The organism is Robiginitalea sp. SC105 (assembly GCF_014243345.1).
GTDB lineage: Bacteria > Bacteroidota > Bacteroidia > Flavobacteriales > Flavobacteriaceae > Robiginitalea.
In genome coordinates, this window is record NZ_JACLZF010000001.1 from 14,638 (window position 1) to 32,231 (window position 17,594).

Consider the following 17,594-nt stretch of genomic DNA (forward strand, 5'->3'; position numbering starts at 1 on the left):
TTGCTCCAAAAGGAATCATCTTGAAATCCGCCTGCTGCTTTGCATTGCTTGCCTTTGGTCTGATCGTCCTTGAATCGTGCCGGACAGCTGATGCAGACGAGTTGAGCCCCTGGGACGTGGTCCCCGATTCGGCGGCAATCGTACTGCAGATACACGACCCCGGGCGCTTCCGCTCCGAATTCCGGAACAACAAGCTCATGGAAAACTTCCGGGCAGCGGCACCCGGGAACAAACTCTTCAGGGTACTGGATGAAGCACTCATGCTGGACCCGGCCGGGGAAAGCCTTCTTATCGTACAGGATGCGCCCGAAGATGCCAATTGGTTGTTGGTTTTTCCCGAGAATCGCTACCCGGCCATGGATTCCCTGCCGGAGGTACGTGATGATTCGCCTGCCGGTCCCCGGGCCGATTCCGTTGCAGCAACTTCCTCGATTTCCCTACAGGCCGCTGCCCGGGTGCTGCCGGACTCGTCAAACCTCCTGGAGTCAAGGCGTTCCGGGCTGATTCTCATATCGAATTCCCGGCGCCTGCTTCAGGAGGCAAGTACCCGGGAACCCCTGAAGAACCCGGCCCTGCGACAGGCTGCAAAAACGGCGAACTCCGGGGCATCCGCCTCCCTGTTCCTCCCCCTCGGCCACACCCACCCGCTGGCGGCGTTCCTGCTGGGCTCGTTTTCGGGCAACAGCGGGGACGGCACCGCTTTCTGGTCGGCATTTGACCTGCAGCTCCGATCGGATGCCCTGCTGGTGCAGGGTGTGGAAGTCCGCCCGGACAGCATCTGGGATAACCGGTCCCTCCTGAGGGGCCTGCCTGTGCTGCCCCTGGGTGAGATTGCCCGGATGGCCCCCTCCAATGCCACCGGGCTCTATTCGATTTCCCTCGGGGAGCCGGAAGAATTTTTAAACAACCAGTCGCGCATCCTGGGGAGGCCCGGCAACCGGCCTGTCCTGCTGGAAAGCGTGGAACACCTGGGGGTGTTCACCCTCTCCGGGGAGACCCTGCTGGCTCTGCTGAGCGTGAACCCCCAGGCGGTCCTCGAGGCCCTGAGGCCACAGCTCACGGAACTGCCGGCCTTCCAGGACGCAGCCATATACCGGTTGCAGGAAGACGAGCCTATCCAATCCGCTTTCGCCCCCATGCTGCAGGGCATGGACCCACCCGCGTATATGGGCAATGTGGGCAACTACTTTGTGCTGGGGCCCACGCTCGAAGGGGTACAGAATGTAATCAGCGCCTATAACAGGGAGGACAGCTTCGCGGCAAACGGCACCCTGGGACGCATGGCGCCTTACCTGGCCTCGGAATCCACGGCATTTGTGCTGACGGAGGAGCCCCGGGCGGGAGGATTTACCACCGACAGCCTTTCGGTCCTCAGCATCCCGGAACAGGTGGCCCGGGCCTTGCCCCCTGGGTATTTGTATACGGCCCAGCTAAACAGTTCGGAGTCCTACGACCTGCTGGAGTACCAGTTCCGGAAGACGGAAGACCCTTCGGGGTCGGGGGCTTCGGTCAGCACGGTGTTCACCCGGAAGCTAGAAGGACAGGTCACCGCAGGCCCCTTCATGCTGCGGAACCACCGGACCGGGGGGATGGACCTGGCTGTCCAGGACGACCGGAACCAGCTCTACCTTTTCTCCGCCACCGGCGACCTCTACTGGAAAAAAACGCTGGCCGGGCCCATACAGGGTGGGATCCACCAGGTAGACCTCTTCAAAAACGGCCGGTACCAGATGGCCTTTACCATCCCGGAAGCGCTGGTGGTACTGGACAGGGATGGAAATCCGGTATCGCCTTTTCCGAAGCAGTTCGATGGGGCCAGCCTCGGCCCACTGGCCCTGTTTGATTACGAGGGGAACCGAAACTACCGTCTCGTATTCAATGACGGCCCGAAGATCTACATGTTCGACGGGCAGGGACGGGATGTCCGGGGGTTCAAATACCGGGATGCCGGCAGTCCGCCCATCGGCCCCCCGGACCATATGCGGATCGGGAGCCGGGACTACCTGGTCTTCCGGCTGGAGGACGGTCGGTTGCGCATCCTGAACCGCGTCGGGAATACCCGGATCCGGGTGGATGGCTCATTCGATTTTTCCGGCAACGGGGTTTACCTGTATCGGGATAAGTTTACGTTCACCGAGAAATCCGGCCACCTGGTCACCATTGACACCCAGGGCAAGATCAACCGGACGGCCCTGAACCTGAATGCAGACCACGGTATGCAGGCCACAGCAAACACCCTGGCCCTGATGAACGACAACCTGTTTCAGGTAAAAACCAGCCGGGCCGAGCTTGACCTGGGGGTCTACACGCCTCCCCGTATCTTCTACCTGTACGACATTATCTACGTGGCGGTAACCGACATACAGGGCCAGCAAGTCTACCTTTTTCGCAGTGATGCCTCCTCCATGCCCGGATTCCCGGTCGAGGGCAGCGGCCTGCCGGACATGGCCGATATGGATGGGGACCGCAACCCGGAACTGGGCGTTAAATACCGGGACAGTTCCGTGGCCGTCTACCGGATACAACGGTAAAATTCCTGGCACCAACGATACCCCAATTCCTGCGAACCATACATCTGCTCCCGGGTTGGCAGGCCTGTTTTGTATCTTTAAAAGAATGATCTTAAAACAGAGAACAAAACGATGAACACTATGACGAAATGGTTACGGGTTTGCCTTACGGCAGGGCTTTTCCTGCTGTATTTGCCCTCAGCCAACGGACAGTTTTTAAAGAAATTGGGGAAAAAGGCGCAAAAGGCCGCGGAACGGACCGTGGAGCAGCGCGTGGACGAGGAAGCCTCCAAGACCACCGACCGGGCCCTGGACAGCATCCTCGAGCCCGGCCAGGGCGGTCCTGCCGAAAGCCCGGTACCGCAGGGAGGGGGCGACGATCCCGGCGCGGTTAACGACGGGTCCGCACCCACCACAGGCAACGGCGGGTCTTCCCCCAATGCCGGGGGGGCCGGTAAGGCTTCCGGCAGCAAAAGACTGGAAGTATACAGCAAATTCGATTTTGTCCCCGGGGATGAAACGCTTTTCTACGAAGATTTCGGGGACGACTTCATCGGGGATTTCCCGGCCCGATGGAACACCAACGGCGGGGGTGAGGTGGTCACCTTCGGCGACGACAGCGGCAAGTGGCTGGAACTGGTGTCCGGCAACCGAACCTACTACATCCCGGACCTCAACGACCTGCCGGAGGACTATACCATAGAGTTCGACATGGAGGTTCTGGGCGTGGGCCGGGGGACTTCCTCCTCTGCTACCCTGCGGGTGATCCTGGACGACAACGGGGGTTTCGAAAAAGGCGGCAATAACGTAGTAGCTTATATCCCACTGGTCCAATATACCCCCGGGGGGATCCGCGTGGAAAACCGGATCAACTCGGAGCGGACCATTTCCAATACGGTAAAGCTCGACATACGCGAAAACATCCTGAACAGGCCGCATATATCCATAGCGGTCAACGGGGAGCGCTACCGCATGTACGTGGACGAGAACAAACATATCGACATCCCCCGAATGATCGGTCCCGGCGCCCCGATGACCCATGTGAAGTTCCAGCTGGACGGCGTACAGGACGGAAAGGAAAAAGTGTTTATCTCCAACATAAAAGTGGCTAAAGGAGGGGAGGATCTGAGGCGGAAACTACTCGCTGAGGGATCTATCTCCACCAATGCCATCCTCTTCGATTCCGGGTCGGCCAACCTGCAGCCGACTTCCATGGGGGTGATCCGCCAGATCTCGCAGGTACTCCAGCAGGAGGGTGGCATGAGCCTCCAGATTGTCGGCCACACCGATTCGGACGGGGATGCCGATGCCAATATAGACCTGTCCCAGGCCCGGGCAGAATCCGTAAAAAAAGCCCTGGTTGATATATACGGCATCGACGCCGGGCGCCTGAGTACCCTGGGCAAAGGGGAATCGGAACCCGTGGCCGAAAACAGCAGCCCGGACGGCAAGGCACAAAATCGCCGGGTGGAATTTATCAAACAATAAAAAAACAACACACATGCAGCACACATACCACAAAAACCCAATCGCGATTGCAGTGGCCCTGCTGGGCGCGTTCCTACTACCCGCAACAGTGCAGGCCCAGGAATGCAGCGCCTATTATCCGTTCCGCGAAGGGGTCCGGATGGAATATACCATGTATAACGACAAGGACAAGGTCGAAGGTACGCAGTGGCAGGAAGTAACCGGGGTTTCGGAAACTTCCGAGGGCCTGGAGGCTACCATGAACATGGGCTTCAGCGATGACAAGGGAAAAAACACCTTCGAATCTTCCTACGGCCTGACCTGCACGGGTTCGGCCATCCGCATCGATTACGAATCCCTGATCTCCGGCCCCATGATGGAGCAGTACCAGGATATGGAAATGGATATCAGCGGAACGGATCTGGAGCTGCCCAACAACCTCAGCGAGGGGATGGAGCTGCCGGATGCCAACGTCACCATGAAGATGAAGATGAGCGGCATCAATATGAATATGCAGGTGGATATGACCAACCGGCGCGTAGAGAAAAAGGAAACCGTCAGTACGCCTGCCGGCGATTTTGACTGTTACGTGATCTACAGCGAAAGCCACTCCAAGATGATGATGGCCAACCAGACCTTCCCACAGCGCACCTGGCTGTCCGAAGGGGTGGGCATGGTAAAGACGGAGAGCTACAACAAAAAGGGGAAACTGGTGAGCCGGATGGTGCTGACCTCAATTACGAGGTAACCTCCGCGCCGAACAGTGACTGGAAATGCACCAACAACCGCTCCCTGACTTCTGCGGTGGGGATATGGCGCCCGAGTTCCGCACTCAGTGAAGTCACCGCCTTGTCCCGGATGCCGCAGGGGATCATCAGGTCAAAATAGCCCAGGTCCGTATTCACGTTCAGGGCAAAACCGTGCATGGTCACCCAACGGCTTGCCCGCACCCCCAAGGCGCAGATCTTGCGGGCACGCGGGGTACCCACCTCCAGCCAGACACCGGTTTCCCCAGGGGACCGTTCGGCTTTAAGCCCGTAGTCGGCAAGGGCCAGGATCACCATCTCCTCCAGGAGGCGAAGGTACTTATGGATGTCCGTAAAAAAATTCTCCAGGTCCAGGATGGGATAGCCCACGATCTGCCCCGGCCCGTGGTAGGTGATATCCCCGCCCCGGTTGATGTGGTAGAAGGAAGCGCCCTTCTCGCGCAGGACCGCCTCCCCCACCAGCAGGTTGGATTTGTCCCCGCTTTTTCCCAGGGTATACACATGGGGGTGTTCCACGAACAGGAAATAATTGGGCGTGGGATCGGACGCCCCTTCCCTCCGGTTCCGGATCTTGACATCCAGGACTTGCCTAAACAGCGATTCCTGGTAATCCCAGGTCTCCTTATAGTCCCGGAAACCCAGGTCCTCGAGTAGCACCATCTTGTTCATTGGGCAAAGGTACGCAACCTGTCAGAACCCGCTGGGGCGGTTGCCGTGGGCAGTTACTTTTCGAGCTCCACTTCAAGATCCAGGACACCCGGGTCCCTCAGGTAGTCCATAAAGCCCACCTCGTGGATCAGCGTTTTCCCGTCCATGCTCAGGGTAGCGTTTTGGGCACTGGAGGATTTGACCCTGGAAGGAAAGTGGATTTTCAGCGTGTAGGTGGACCCCGACAGGAACATGGCCGATTGTTCCAGGCTGTCCAGGCGCCGCTGGTGAAGTACCGAATCGGTGATCACCGACTTCCTTCTAAATATACCGTCTTTCAGCGCATAGGAAACCTGGGTGCTTTCATAGATTTCCGGGGCACCGGGCATGGAGGCGGACTCATCGTCCGGGTCCAGGGTCCCGGCCCGCTGGAAGGCATTGAAGGAATCCTCAACCTCCGAGAGGTCGGTGAAATCCCGCTCAAGGGTAAAAAGCATCTCCCCGGCATCCGGGTCGGACTGCATGCGCATCCGGTAGGGCTCCAGATTCCTGAGCCGCTCCTGTTCATCCGCGGGGAGGGTGGCAATGCTGTCCTTTTTCTCCCGCAGGATATCCGAGAAATAAATAACGGAGTCCATCTTCTGTGAGGTGGAATCCGCCAGGCCTTCCGCCATATCCATCATTTCAGAACCGTCAAACTGCAGGGCAATGGATCCCGAGCCGTCGGATTTCAGGTAGATTTCCTCGGTCAGGTTACAGGCAGCAACCCCCGCCAGCAGGCCGAGCATCAGGCAAACGCGTAATGTCTTCAAAAGCGATCAATTTGGATTGTTCAGGATGATCAGGGCCGCGATCACGCCGGGCACCCAACCGCAAAGCGTTAAAAGTAACACAATCAGGAAAGAACCGCAACCCTTTCCGATGACGGCCAGGGGGGGGAAGATGATTGCCAGCAGGACACGTATGAAGCTCATGGTTCGGGTTGATTGATCGATGTATCTATGGGTCGCAAATCCCGCCGGTTTGTTACATGGGACCCGCCGGTTTTTACAATTGGTTGCTCCCGGGTTTTGCTACAGGTGGCTCGCATGTTTCAACTCCGGCGCCGCGGCTAGCTGTTTCCCGCCTACCCGGCATTGGCAGGTTGCACCATTAGGAGTATATTTGCAGGGCTTAAATCCTTGATAATGCAGCTTTCGGAACAAGAAATCGTCCGCCGGGAAAAACTCCGGCAGCTCCGCGAACTGGGAATCGACCCCTACCCGGCCGCCAGGTACCCGGTAAACACCCTAACTGCCGACATACGGGAAAATTACGAGGAAGGGAAGCCGGTGGTTCTGGCCGGCAGGCTTATGTCCCGCCGGATTCAGGGCAAGGCGTCCTTCGCGGAACTCCAGGACAGCACCGGCCGTATCCAGCTGTATTTCAACCGGGACGAGATCTGCCCCGGGGAGGACAAGACCGCCTACAACGAAGTTTACAAGAAACTGCTGGATATCGGGGACATCATTGGGGTCGAAGGCGACCTGTTCCAAACCCAGGTTGGCGAAAAAACGGTACGCGTAAAGGGTTTTACGCTGCTTTCCAAGGCCCTGCGCCCGTTGCCCCTGCCCAAGACCGATGCCGACGGGCAGGTCTTTGACGAATTCAACGACCCGGAGCAACGCTACCGGATGCGCTACGTGGACCTGGTGGTCAACCCCCAGGTACGGGAAACCTTTATCAAGCGCACCAAAATCACCAACAGCATCCGCCGGTTTTTCAATGAAATGGGATACCTGGAGGTAGAAACCCCGATCCTGCAACCCATACCCGGGGGGGCTGCGGCGCGCCCCTTCCAGACCCACCACAATGCCCTGGGCATCCCGCTCTATTTGCGGATTGCCAACGAACTCTACCTGAAAAGGCTCATTGTGGGCGGTTTTGACGGGGTCTACGAATTTGCCAAGGATTTCCGAAACGAGGGGATGGACCGGACCCACAACCCGGAATTTACCGTGATGGAGCTCTACGTGGCCTACAAGGATTACAACTGGATGATGGAAACCACCGAGCAGCTGCTGGAACGGGTGGCCATGGAGGCCAACGGGAGTACGCGTGTCACGGCAAGGGGCAATACCATCGACTTCAGGGCTCCCTATCCCCGCGTCCCCATCCTGGATGCGATTAAGGAGCATACCGGCATCGACGTGGCTGGGATGGACGAAGCCGCCCTCCGGGAGGCTGCAAAAGGTCTCGGCCTGGAAGTGGACGACAGCATGGGTGTCGGGAAACTCATCGACGAGATTTTCGGGGAATGCTGCGAGGACCACTATGTGCAGCCCACCTTCATCATCGATTATCCCAAGGAAATGAGCCCGCTCACCAAGGCGCACCGTTCCAAACCGGGCCTGACCGAGCGCTTTGAGCTGTTGGTAAACGGCAAGGAAATCGCCAACGCATATTCAGAGCTCAATGACCCCATCGACCAGCGGGAGCGCTTTGAGGAGCAGTTGAAACTTTCCGAAAAAGGCGATGACGAAGCCATGTTTATCGACCGGGATTTCCTCAGGGCCCTGGAGTTCGGGATGCCGCCCACTTCGGGGATCGGGATCGGGATCGACCGGCTGGTGATGCTGCTGACGGACAATGCCTCCATTCAGGAAGTATTGTTCTTCCCCCAGATGAAGCCGGAGAAAAAACCCCTCGACCTGAACGAGGAGGAAAAAGCGGTAATGGACCTGCTGCGGACCGTTGGGGAAATGGAATTGTCGGCCCTCAGGGAAAAAGTGGGCCTCAGCAACAAGAAATGGGATAAGGCGACCAAATCCCTTAGCAAAAAAGGGCTGTTCGAAGTCAGTAAGGCCGATGGGGTACTGCTGGCCAGGAGCAAGGCCTGATTGCCGCTGCTCCCGCCACAGGCTGCAACCTATCCGGGCAAGCATCGGTAGGCCGGTCTAACTGACGATCGCATGGGGCCCGTGTCCCGCATTTCCAAAAAAATCCTAGCTTAGGGGGCGCGAAGAAGCCCTTATGAACCGAACCCGTCAGATCGGCCTGCTGGCCGGCCCCGTGATTTTCATCCTCCTCACCTCTTTTTCAGGCAGTCTGATTTCAGATGCCGGCGACAAGGTAATCGCTGTTGCTGCCTGGATGATCCTCTGGTGGATCACCGAAGCGGTTTCCATCTCCGTTACGGCCCTGCTCCCCCTGCTGGTCTTCCCGCTCCTGGGGGTGATGGATCTGGCCGATGTGGGCGCCAACTACGGCAGCCCGATCATCTTCCTCTTCTTCGGCGGTTTTGTCCTGGCGCTGGCACTGGAAAAAGTCAACCTGCACAAACGCATCGCCCTGAGCATCATCCACCGTACCGGGACCAGCCCGGACCGGGTGATCCTGGGGTTTATGATCGCCACGGCTTCCCTGAGTATGTGGATCAGCAACACGGCCAGTACCGTGGTGATGCTGCCCATCGCCATGTCCGTGATCGGCCTTTTGATCAGCGACCCGGACGGGTTTACTCCGAAAGACCAGAATTTTGCGCTCAGCGTCATGCTGGGGATCGCCTTTTCGGCCAATGCGGGGGGGATTGCCACTGTAATCGGCACCCCGCCGAATTCCGTGCTTATCGGTCTGCTGGAAAACGAATACAACACAGAAATATCCTTCCTGAAATGGATGACCCTCGGGCTGCCCGTTTCGATAATCCTAATCGCCATTTCGTACTGGGTGCTGGTTAAATGGATGTTCCCCTGCAAGGGCCTGTCTTTTGGCACTTCCCGGGATGTGATCCGGATCGAACTCGAAAAGCTGGGCCCGGCGAGCGGGCGGGAAAAAATGGTCCTGGTGATTTTCGGCATCACGGTCTTCCTGTGGATATTCCGCACGGTGATCAACGGCCTGCTGCCCGCCCTGGATCTGACCGACACCGCCATCAGCATGTTCGGTGCCCTGGCACTCTTCTGCGTACCGTACAGTTTTAAAAAGGGCTCCTTTATCCTTAAATGGGAGGACACCTCCCGCCTGGCGTGGGGGATCCTGATCCTTTTCGGCGGCGGGCTGGCGCTGGCCCGCGCCATGTCTGCCAGCGGCCTGGTCGACCTGGTTTCGGGCGCCATTGCCGGCAGCCAGATCGGGGTGCTTTTTACGGCATTCCTGTTGATTGCACTGATGCTGTTCATGACCGAACTCATGAGCAACGTGGCCCTGGTGGCGGTGCTGGCGCCGGTGGTTGCCGGTATCGCCATCGGCCTGGATATCCCCATCCTGCACCTGCTCATCCCGGTTACCATTGCCAGCAGCTGCGCCTTTATGTTGCCAATGGCGACCCCTCCCAATGCGATTGTATTTGCCAGCGGCTATATACGGGTACACCAGATGGCCCGGGTGGGCTTTATCCTGAACTGTATTTCCGTGGTATTGCTGGTGCTGCTTTTCCAGTTCGTCGTCCCCTACCTTTTCTGAACCCGCTCCTATTGAGCTAATCACCCCGGCCTGGGTTTTCGGGGTCCCAAAAAAATTAAGCCCCCGCTCTGGCGGGGGCTTAACAGCTGACTAATTCAAATAATTGACAGAAAATGAGATTATTCTATCATCTTCAAAAGCGCCTTGCGTTAAAGGGCCTTCTGAATAAATAGACGTCAGAACCACCCGAATGTTACATAATTTTCACTGTTTAATGCCTTCTTAACCTTCTTTTGGCATTTTTTTAATTCATGCAGAACAGGTTTGTCCGACCAACTGTCAGTTTTTGCCGATAACCGGTAAAGCAACTTCAAAATCGGGCAGGGAGCGAGGCGTATTCCCAACACAATTGGGGCATTTCACATCAAAAAGCGGCAAGCTGACAACATCGGGGCAGCACGCCCGGGGAGATATGCTAACTTTGATAGTAACCAAATCCCCTGCATCATGTCCTACAAAATCAAAAGCCTGCTTTATTTCCTCGCCTTTGTGGCCAGTGCGCTGATCTATTACAACATGGATCATTCGGCCACGGACCCCCAACCCGCCAGCTCCTACGAAATCGCTGCCGATGACGGCGCCCAGGAGCTCCCTGCGGACACTTTCTGAACCGGGTGCCTCCTGTTAAATAAATTGCAATCTTTTCCTGGGAATTAAACCAACCCTTGGGTTCCTGTTCTAATAGGCAGAACCCAAAAACTTCTTCGCATGAAAAAATTGATGATTGCAGGACTCCTGCTGATCGGGATAGGCCTCAGCGCCCAAAAGGGCCCGGCACACCACCGGGGCCTTGCCCCCGGGTCATCCCTTACCGATGAACAGATCGCCACACTGCAAAGTAAAAGGCTCACCCTGGCGCTTGACCTGAGTGAAGGGCAGCAAAGCCAGGTTCAGGCCCTGCTGGAGGAACAGGTAGCCACCAGGCGGGAACAATTTAGGACCCGGGAGGGTTCCCCGGATTCCACACTTGCCCGGGGAAACCGGATGGATTACAGTAGACTGGATGAACGGCTGGATGTGCAAATCGCATTTCAGCGTCGGATGCAGCAAATACTCAGCGAGGAGCAATACCTGCTCTGGAAGAAGCTGAGGCGGGAAAGAAAGCCCCAGAGAGGCGGGCGCCGCATGCACGGTAAACGCTAGGAAGGCCTTCGCGGAGGCAAAAGGAAGGCCTGAAGTCGCTCCCGTTCAGGCACCCAGAGCCGCCGCTGCAGCTTCCACGGCCAGGTCCAGGTCTTCTTCGGTGAGGGCATCGTTCAGGAAATAGCTCTCAAAAGCGCTTGGTGGCAGGTATACCCCCCGGTCCAGCATGCCGTGGAAGTACTTCCGGAAGTGCTCGTTGTTCCCGGTGGCAGCCGATTCAAAATCCCGTACATCCCGGTCGGTGAAATGCACCGAAATCATGGATCCAAACAGGTTGATCCGGTAGGGTTGGCCCGTGGATTTCAATACCTCGTCGAGCCCCTTGTGCAGGTAGGCCGTTTTCGCCGACAACCTGTTGAAAACCCCCGGATCCCTTTCGATGGCCTGCAACATGGCCAGCCCGGCCCCCATGGCCAAAGGGTTTCCGCTCAGGGTCCCTGCCTGGTAAACCGGCCCTTCAGGTGCCAGGTGCGCCATGATTTCGGCCGGGCCCCCAAAGGCACCTACCGGGAGGCCTCCCCCGATCACCTTGCCAAAGGCTACCAGGTCCGCACGGATCCCCAGAGCCTGCTGGGCCCCGCCGGCAGCAAGCCGGAAACCGGTCATCACCTCGTCGAAAATCAACAGGGCACCCGATGTGGTGCACAGCTCCCGGACCCCTTCCAGGAAGCCCGCTTCAGGCGGAATGCACCCCATATTGCCGGCTACCGGTTCCAGGATAACGGCGGCCACTTCCCCGGGGTTGGCATCCAGCAGTTCCTTTACGCTTTCCAGGTCGTTGTACCGGGCCATAAGCGTATCCCTGGCCGTGCCGCGGGTCACGCCCGGGCTGTTCGGGCTCCCGAAGGTTACCGCACCACTCCCCGCTTCGATCAGGAAGGCATCCGCATGCCCGTGGTAGCAACCGGCAAATTTGATGATTTTCTCCCGACCGGTATAGCCCCTGGCCAGACGGACCACAGACATGCATGCTTCCGTGCCGCTGTTTACGAAACGGATTTTTTCAATATGCGGAACCATGGAGACCGCCAGTTCGGCTACCTCGGTTTCCAGGGCGGTGGGCATCCCGAACGAGGTCCCCTTGCGGGTGCGTTCGATCACCGCATCGAGTACCGGGGGAAAAGCGTGACCGAAAAGCAACGGCCCCCAGGAGGATATGAAGTCGATGTACTGGTTGCCGTCTTCGTCCGTAAAACGGGAGCCCCTGGCTTCGCTGACGAAAACCGGGGTGCCACCGACAGACTTGAAGGCACGGACGGGGGAATTGACCCCTCCGGGCAATACCCGGTTGGCCTGCCGGAACAGTTCGCTGCTGCGTTTGTATCGCATCTTATTTGTTGTTGGAATCGATCCTGACTTTGAGCAATTGCCCGATGGCCAGGGCACTGCTGCTCAACCGATTGATTTTCATGAGTTCGTCCACCGACATCCCGTACCTGCGGGAGAGGGCATAAAGGGTATCCCCTGCCTGAACGCGGTGGGTGTTGTAAATCCCTTCGGACAGCGTTACCGGTGCTTCCCGGCGTATGGGGGTGCCCAACACCTCGGAATCGTACTTCTGCAGGCCATAGCGCTCGATGAGTTCGATCAGTTTATGGGGATACCTGCGGTCCGTGGCATATCCGGCTGCCTTGAGCCCCCGGGCCCATCCGCGGTAGTCGTCCGGTTCCAGGGAAAATAGGGATCCGTACCTCGACCGGCTGGAGAGGAAGATACTGTGGTCCCGGAAGGAGTGCATGGGGTGGTTGTATTTCCGGAAACATTCCCCGCGGGCATCGTCGTCATGGTGGGCATAATCCCCCTCCCAGCCCGTATGGCACTTAATTCCGAAATGGTTGTTGGTTTTACGCGTAAGTTCCCCCATGCCAAAGCCGCTTTCAAGCAACCCCTGCGCCAGGGTGATGCTGGCGGGTATCCGGTAGGCCTGCATTTCGCGCTGGGCGATAGGAGCAAAGGTCCGGATGTATTCCTCGGGGGAGGAGATGGCAAAAAAAATGAATTCCCCGGTATCTTCAGGCAGGTCACCGGTGGCAGTGGAAGCTGTTTTTACCCCGGTGGGAACCGGGTCGGGACGCGAAGCCCGTTTCTTGCTCCCGCATCCCGCCAACAGCATTCCGGCCAGGCACGCACAAAACAATATCCCTCTCATAGTTGGAGCAAAGGTAAGTTCTTTTTCCGCAAATTCAGATTCATCCCCCGGATTCCCTGCAACCCCCCTGTATGGATGGCCAGGATCCGGCTCCCCTTTTCAAAGGTTCCCCGACCGACTTCATCGAGGATTCCGTAGAGCATTTTCCCGGTGTAGACCGGGTCCAGCGGAATCCCGGTGTCTGCAAAAAACTGGTTGATAAACCGGACCAGGGATGCATCGATACGCGCGTAGCCGCCAAAATGGAAGGCCGTACACAGGTCCCAGTTGTCGCCCGGGACGAGCGCTTTCAGCGACTCCGACAGATCATCGGCTTTCAGGGCGGAATACCCCCGGATGCGCTGGCCGGGAAAAGATCCCGCAACCAGGCCCGCCAGGGTCCCCCCGGTCCCAACGGGACAACACACCCAATTGAAGGCGGCATCTTCGGGGCCCAGGATTTCCGCACACCCGCGTATGGCTTCCCGGTTCGTCCCCCCTTCCGGGAGCAGGTAGGCTGGGCCATACCGGTCCAGCAATTCCACCTGAAAACCGGGATCTCCACGCCGGGCATACGCCTCCCGGGAAACAAAATGCAGTTCCATCCCTGCTGCCCGGGCATCGGCCAGGGTCGGGTTCAGGGGCCGGCCATCCAGTTCCTCTCCCCGGATGATCCCGATCGTGCGGAAACCGAACTCTTTCCCTGCGGCGGCCGTGGCGTGGATATGGTTGGAATAGGCGCCCCCAAAGGTGACGAGGGTTTTCAGCCCTGCGGCCTGCATCTGCTGCAGGTTATAGTTGAGTTTGCGGAATTTGTTCCCGGAAAGCCCCGGGTGCAGGAGATCTTCGCGCCTGATATGCAGTTCGACACGCCGCCGGGACAGGACGGGCAGCCGTATTTCCTGGGTAGGGGCCGGCTCCATGGATCAGGCGCTCCTGAAAAGGTAGTTGAGGAAGTTGTACGGCTTCCTCCTTGCCAGATAGTCCAGGTCTTTTTCGCAGGCATAGGCCTCCCGTTCAAAACTGATATTCTGGTAGGCCCTGTAGGCGTCCAGGTACCAGAAGGTGCGGAACAGCCATTCCGCCAGGTACCAGGCATAGAAAAATACCAGCAGGAGCTCCGCCTGTTGCCTGAGGTGGATCCGTTCGTGGTTGATGAGGACCCGGTCCTTCCTCAGGGCGGGATTGCGCAGGATGATAAAGGGCCAGAGGGAGAGGCCCACGTAGTTCCGGTAGAAAAAGTGTTTGATGACCAGGATCATACCTTATCCGTAACGAATACCTGTAAAGATAATTGTTAAAATCAGATAATCGGTATCCGGAGGGCTCAAATGCCCCCCGGTTCCGGCCACCCCGCCCCGCAAAATGGCTGGCAGAATTTCCACGGGGGAACGAAAAATTCAATACATTTAATTCATTCCCCGTCCATTAAACCAACCCATCAAACCCAACCAAATGAAATCTGTATTCACAATTGCGATTACGGCCGGTATCGCCCTGGTGCTTTCCGGTTGTGCCGAAACCACCGGGCCGGAAAGCGGCCTGGTCAGCGAGGAACGCCTGTTGCAGGCCAGCGAATCCCCGGGAGAATGGCTCATGTACGGCCGGGACTATTCGGAAACCCGCTTCAGCCCGCTGGAACAGATCAACGCTTCCAACGTGGACAGCCTCGGTCTGGCCTGGAGCCTCAACCTGGGTATCAAGAGGGGTATTGAAGCCACCCCGGTGGTGGCAAACGGCATCATGTACTTCACGGGTTCCTGGAGCCGGGTCTATGCCGTGGATGCCCGGACCGGTGACATGGTCTGGACATATGACCCGGAGGTGCCCAAATCCTGGGGGGAACGGGCCTGTTGCGACGTGGTGAACCGGGGGGTGGCCTTATTCGGGAAACGGCTATATTTCGGGTCCCTGGACGGCAGGCTCATTGCTTTGGATGCGCGTACGGGGGAAAAGGAATGGGAAGTGTTCACCATCGATCCGGAAAAAGCCTATACGATTACAGGGGCCCCTAGGGTCGTCAAAGGCAAGGTGATCATCGGAAACGGAGGGGCGGAATACGGGGTGCGCGGTTATATTTCGGCCTATGACGCCGACTCCGGACAACTGGACTGGCGTTTCTATACCGTACCCGGCAACCCGGCAGACGGTTTCGAAAACAAAGCCATGGAAGCAGCTGCCCGGACCTGGACCGGGGAATGGTGGAAATTCGGGGGAGGTGGCACGGCCTGGGATGCCATGGCCTTTGATCCGGAACTGGACCTGCTCTATGTCGGGACCGGCAACGGGGCCCCCTGGAACCGGGATATCCGCAGCCCGGGAGGCGGGGACAACCTGTACCTCTCTTCCATCCTGGCTCTGGACCCGGACACCGGAGAACTGGCCTGGCACTATCAGACAACCCCGGGGGATACCTGGGACTATACGGCTACCCAACACATTATTCTGGCAGATCTGGAAATCGGCGGCAGCGTCCGCAAAGTATTGATGCAGGCTCCGAAAAATGGTTTCTTCTATGTCCTCGACCGGACAGACGGCTCGCTGATATCGGCCGAAAATTATGTCTACACGAACTGGGCTACCGGGATTGACCCGGACACGGGCCGGCCTGTAGAAACCGAATTTTCAAGATATCCGGAATCCAATACGCAAATCGCCCCCGGGCCCGGGGGTGGCCATAATTGGCAACCCATGGCCTATAATCCGGAAACCGGCCTGGTTTATATACCTGCACGCGAGGATTTCTTCTTTTACGGACAACCATCGGAATGGGAGTTCAATGCCGATCCGCGGGCCTGGAATACGGCCGCCTTTGCCAATCCCGCCCTGGAATCGCGGATAGATACCCTGGCCAACCGGAACCAGGGGGTCCTGCTGGCCTGGGATCCCGTAAAACAGGAAACAGTTTGGCAGGTACGGGAGGCGTTTCCCTGGAACTCCGGCCTGCTGAGCCTCAAAGATTTGATATTCAAGGGAAACGCAGAAGGTGAATTTGCGGCTTTTGATGCCCGGACCGGGGAAAAGCGCTGGAGCACCCCCCTGAATACCGGCATCATCGCTTCGCCCATCACCTATGAGTTGGACGGGACCCAATACATAACCATCCTGGTGGGTTGGGGGGGCGTTTTTGGGAGATGGCTGAGCCTGACGGAGCAGGTCAACCCCGGGACGGTCTACACTTTTGCCCTTGGCGGCAAGGCCCCGCATCCCGAATTTCCAGTGTCACCGGCAAAGGAACTGATCGACCTCCCCTTTGCCGATGATCCCGCCACGTTGGCCCTTGGGGCATCCCTGTATGACACCCATTGCTCTCATTGCCATGGCTATAATGGAGGGCTCGGAGGAGGGGGCATACCGGATCTCAGGTATTCGTCCCCCGAGGTATTCGGGTCCTACGAAGGAATCGTGGGGTACGGCGCCTACCTGGACAAAGGCATGCCCAATTTCGGGGACCGGCTTTCGGGAGGGGATATCGAGGCAATCCGCAATTATATCCTGGCCATGGCCCAACAGGCCCGATCCGCCGCCGGTCCGTAAATGGGCGTTTGAGCATTGGAAACCCGCTCCGTTGGATCTCCCTTAATTCCCGCAAATAGGGTATCTTAGGGGTAAGTTGTTATTTTATTGTCAGGAATGGCGGATAAGCCCCCGTTGGAAAAGGAAGACTATTACTGGTCGGAAGAAGGATATCGCGTTTTTACCGAACGCTACCACCTGAAAAGGGGCTATTGCTGCGAAAGCGGGTGTCGCCATTGTCCGTATGGTTATAATCCGAGAACGAATACCCGGAAATAGACGGGTTTCGGCATGGTATTTGTGCTTTTTGTACTAAAAATTGCTGATTAAAACGACTGTTTATGAGATCCCTATTCAAACTTTCATTCACGCTGGCGGCGCTGTTGCTGCTGGCAAGCTGCAGTTCGGTCCGGGTTGCCTCCGACTATGACCGGGGTGCCGACTTTTCAGGATACAAATCCTATGCCTTTTACAAAACCGGCATAGATAAGGCAATGATCTCCGATCTGGACAAGAAGCGGATCCTTCGGGCCATTGACGGGGAATTAAACGGCAGGGGCTTTGTCAAATCGGAAAACCCCGACCTGCTCATCAGCATCTTCACCACCGAAAAAGACCGGGTGGACATTTACGCCAACTCCTTTGGATGGGGTTGGGGCTGGGGCTGGGGTTGGGGCTACAATCCCTGGTTCTGGGGCCCGGGCGCCTGGAACTATGGCCCGGCGGTGACCACTAACACCGAAGGCACCCTGTATATCGACCTGATCGATGCAGCTACCCGGGAGCTCGTATGGCAGGGAAAAGGCACGGGCATCCTGGGAAACAACCAGAATATGGAAAAGAAGGAGGAGCGGATCCAGGATTTTGTATCCCGTATCCTCGAGCGATACCCGCCTGAGGGCATCGCCCTGAAATAACCCTTTACAACCCTGCAAACGCAGGGTTTTCTTTTGTGTACCCATTTGAGGGGCT

17 protein-coding genes are annotated in these 17,594 nt (G+C 57.6%); 10 read left to right on the forward strand and 7 right to left on the reverse strand.

What is annotated here, in order from left to right:
* Positions 1-20: 20 nt before the first annotated feature.
* The 3 genes from H7F20_RS00045 to H7F20_RS00055 all read left to right on the forward strand — a co-directional run bounded on the left by H7F20_RS00045 (position 21) and on the right by H7F20_RS00055 (position 4,725).
* Positions 21-2,531 carry a hypothetical protein gene (locus tag H7F20_RS00045; protein WP_185784107.1) on the forward strand — a complete coding sequence of 837 codons (2,511 nt, stop codon included), beginning with the start codon at positions 21-23 and terminating at the stop codon, positions 2,529-2,531.
* A gap of 120 nt (positions 2,532-2,651) precedes the next feature.
* The gene (locus H7F20_RS00050) at positions 2,652-3,998 is read left to right on the forward strand and encodes an OmpA family protein (RefSeq protein ID WP_185784108.1); all 1,347 of its coding nucleotides are present in this window, start codon (positions 2,652-2,654) and stop codon (positions 3,996-3,998) included.
* 13 nt (positions 3,999-4,011) lie between these two features.
* Entirely contained in the window at positions 4,012-4,725 is a 714-nt protein-coding gene (locus tag H7F20_RS00055; RefSeq protein WP_185784109.1) for a hypothetical protein, read from the forward strand.
* On the opposite strand, the gene lipB is transcribed toward H7F20_RS00055, so the two are convergent.
* Genes lipB through H7F20_RS00070 form a run of 3 tightly spaced genes read right to left on the reverse strand, consistent with a single transcriptional unit; the run spans position 4,715 to position 6,366 of the window.
* Positions 4,715-5,413, reverse strand: a complete 699-nt coding sequence (gene lipB / locus H7F20_RS00060) for a lipoyl(octanoyl) transferase LipB (RefSeq protein ID WP_185784110.1) — start codon at positions 5,411-5,413, stop codon at positions 4,715-4,717. The two genes, H7F20_RS00055 and lipB, sit on opposite strands and share 11 nt — an antisense overlap.
* Positions 5,414-5,466: 53 nt before the next feature.
* Positions 5,467-6,204, reverse strand: a complete 738-nt coding sequence (locus H7F20_RS00065) for a hypothetical protein (RefSeq protein WP_185784111.1) — start codon at positions 6,202-6,204, stop codon at positions 5,467-5,469.
* 6 nt (positions 6,205-6,210) lie between these two features.
* Positions 6,211-6,366 carry a YqaE/Pmp3 family membrane protein gene (locus H7F20_RS00070; protein ID WP_185784112.1) on the reverse strand — a complete coding sequence of 52 codons (156 nt, stop codon included), beginning with the start codon at positions 6,364-6,366 and terminating at the stop codon, positions 6,211-6,213.
* A 213-nt stretch (positions 6,367-6,579) separates the two neighbouring features.
* Here H7F20_RS00070 and lysS point away from each other — a divergent pair, with 213 nt between their 5' ends.
* The 4 genes from lysS (at position 6,580) to H7F20_RS00090 (ending at position 10,978) form a co-directional block, all read left to right on the forward strand.
* Positions 6,580-8,271 (forward strand): lysine--tRNA ligase, encoded by a 1,692-nt coding sequence (gene lysS / locus H7F20_RS00075; protein ID WP_185784113.1) that lies wholly within the window; start codon positions 6,580-6,582, stop codon positions 8,269-8,271.
* Between the two features lie 133 nt (positions 8,272-8,404).
* The gene (locus H7F20_RS00080; RefSeq protein ID WP_185784114.1) at positions 8,405-9,835 is read left to right on the forward strand and encodes a DASS family sodium-coupled anion symporter; all 1,431 of its coding nucleotides are present in this window, start codon (positions 8,405-8,407) and stop codon (positions 9,833-9,835) included.
* Between the two features lie 447 nt (positions 9,836-10,282).
* Positions 10,283-10,444 carry a hypothetical protein gene (locus H7F20_RS00085; protein WP_185784115.1) on the forward strand — a complete coding sequence of 54 codons (162 nt, stop codon included), beginning with the start codon at positions 10,283-10,285 and terminating at the stop codon, positions 10,442-10,444.
* Between the two features lie 99 nt (positions 10,445-10,543).
* On the forward strand, positions 10,544-10,978 hold the full coding sequence (locus tag H7F20_RS00090; protein ID WP_185784116.1) for a hypothetical protein: 435 nt from the start codon (positions 10,544-10,546) through the stop codon (positions 10,976-10,978).
* Between the two features lie 45 nt (positions 10,979-11,023).
* Here the strand turns inward: H7F20_RS00090 and hemL are convergent, their stop codons facing one another.
* Genes hemL through H7F20_RS00110 form a run of 4 tightly spaced genes read right to left on the reverse strand, consistent with a single transcriptional unit; the run spans position 11,024 to position 14,368 of the window.
* On the reverse strand, positions 11,024-12,307 hold the full coding sequence (gene hemL, locus H7F20_RS00095) for a glutamate-1-semialdehyde 2,1-aminomutase (protein WP_185784117.1): 1,284 nt from the start codon (positions 12,305-12,307) through the stop codon (positions 11,024-11,026).
* Position 12,308: 1 nt separating this feature from the next.
* Entirely contained in the window at positions 12,309-13,127 is an 819-nt protein-coding gene (locus H7F20_RS00100; protein WP_185784118.1) for a glucosaminidase domain-containing protein, read from the reverse strand.
* Complete coding sequence (locus tag H7F20_RS00105) at positions 13,124-14,029, reverse strand: 1-aminocyclopropane-1-carboxylate deaminase/D-cysteine desulfhydrase (RefSeq protein WP_185784119.1); 906 nt, start codon at positions 14,027-14,029, stop codon at positions 13,124-13,126. The genes H7F20_RS00100 and H7F20_RS00105 overlap by 4 nt, the downstream gene beginning before the upstream one ends.
* Before the next feature lie 3 nt (positions 14,030-14,032).
* Positions 14,033-14,368 (reverse strand): hypothetical protein, encoded by a 336-nt coding sequence (locus tag H7F20_RS00110; protein WP_185784120.1) that lies wholly within the window; start codon positions 14,366-14,368, stop codon positions 14,033-14,035.
* A 193-nt stretch (positions 14,369-14,561) separates the two neighbouring features.
* Here H7F20_RS00110 and H7F20_RS00115 point away from each other — a divergent pair, with 193 nt between their 5' ends.
* The 3 genes from H7F20_RS00115 (at position 14,562) to H7F20_RS00125 (ending at position 17,539) form a co-directional block, all read left to right on the forward strand.
* Positions 14,562-16,643, forward strand: coding sequence for a PQQ-dependent dehydrogenase, methanol/ethanol family (locus H7F20_RS00115; protein ID WP_185784121.1), 2,082 nt, complete (start codon positions 14,562-14,564; stop codon positions 16,641-16,643).
* A gap of 96 nt (positions 16,644-16,739) precedes the next feature.
* A complete protein-coding gene (locus H7F20_RS00120) occupies positions 16,740-16,901 on the forward strand; it encodes a DUF5522 domain-containing protein (RefSeq protein WP_185784122.1) in 162 nt (53 codons plus the stop codon).
* Between the two features lie 62 nt (positions 16,902-16,963).
* The gene (locus H7F20_RS00125) at positions 16,964-17,539 is read left to right on the forward strand and encodes a DUF4136 domain-containing protein (RefSeq protein WP_185784123.1); all 576 of its coding nucleotides are present in this window, start codon (positions 16,964-16,966) and stop codon (positions 17,537-17,539) included.
* Positions 17,540-17,594: the final 55 nt, after the last annotated feature.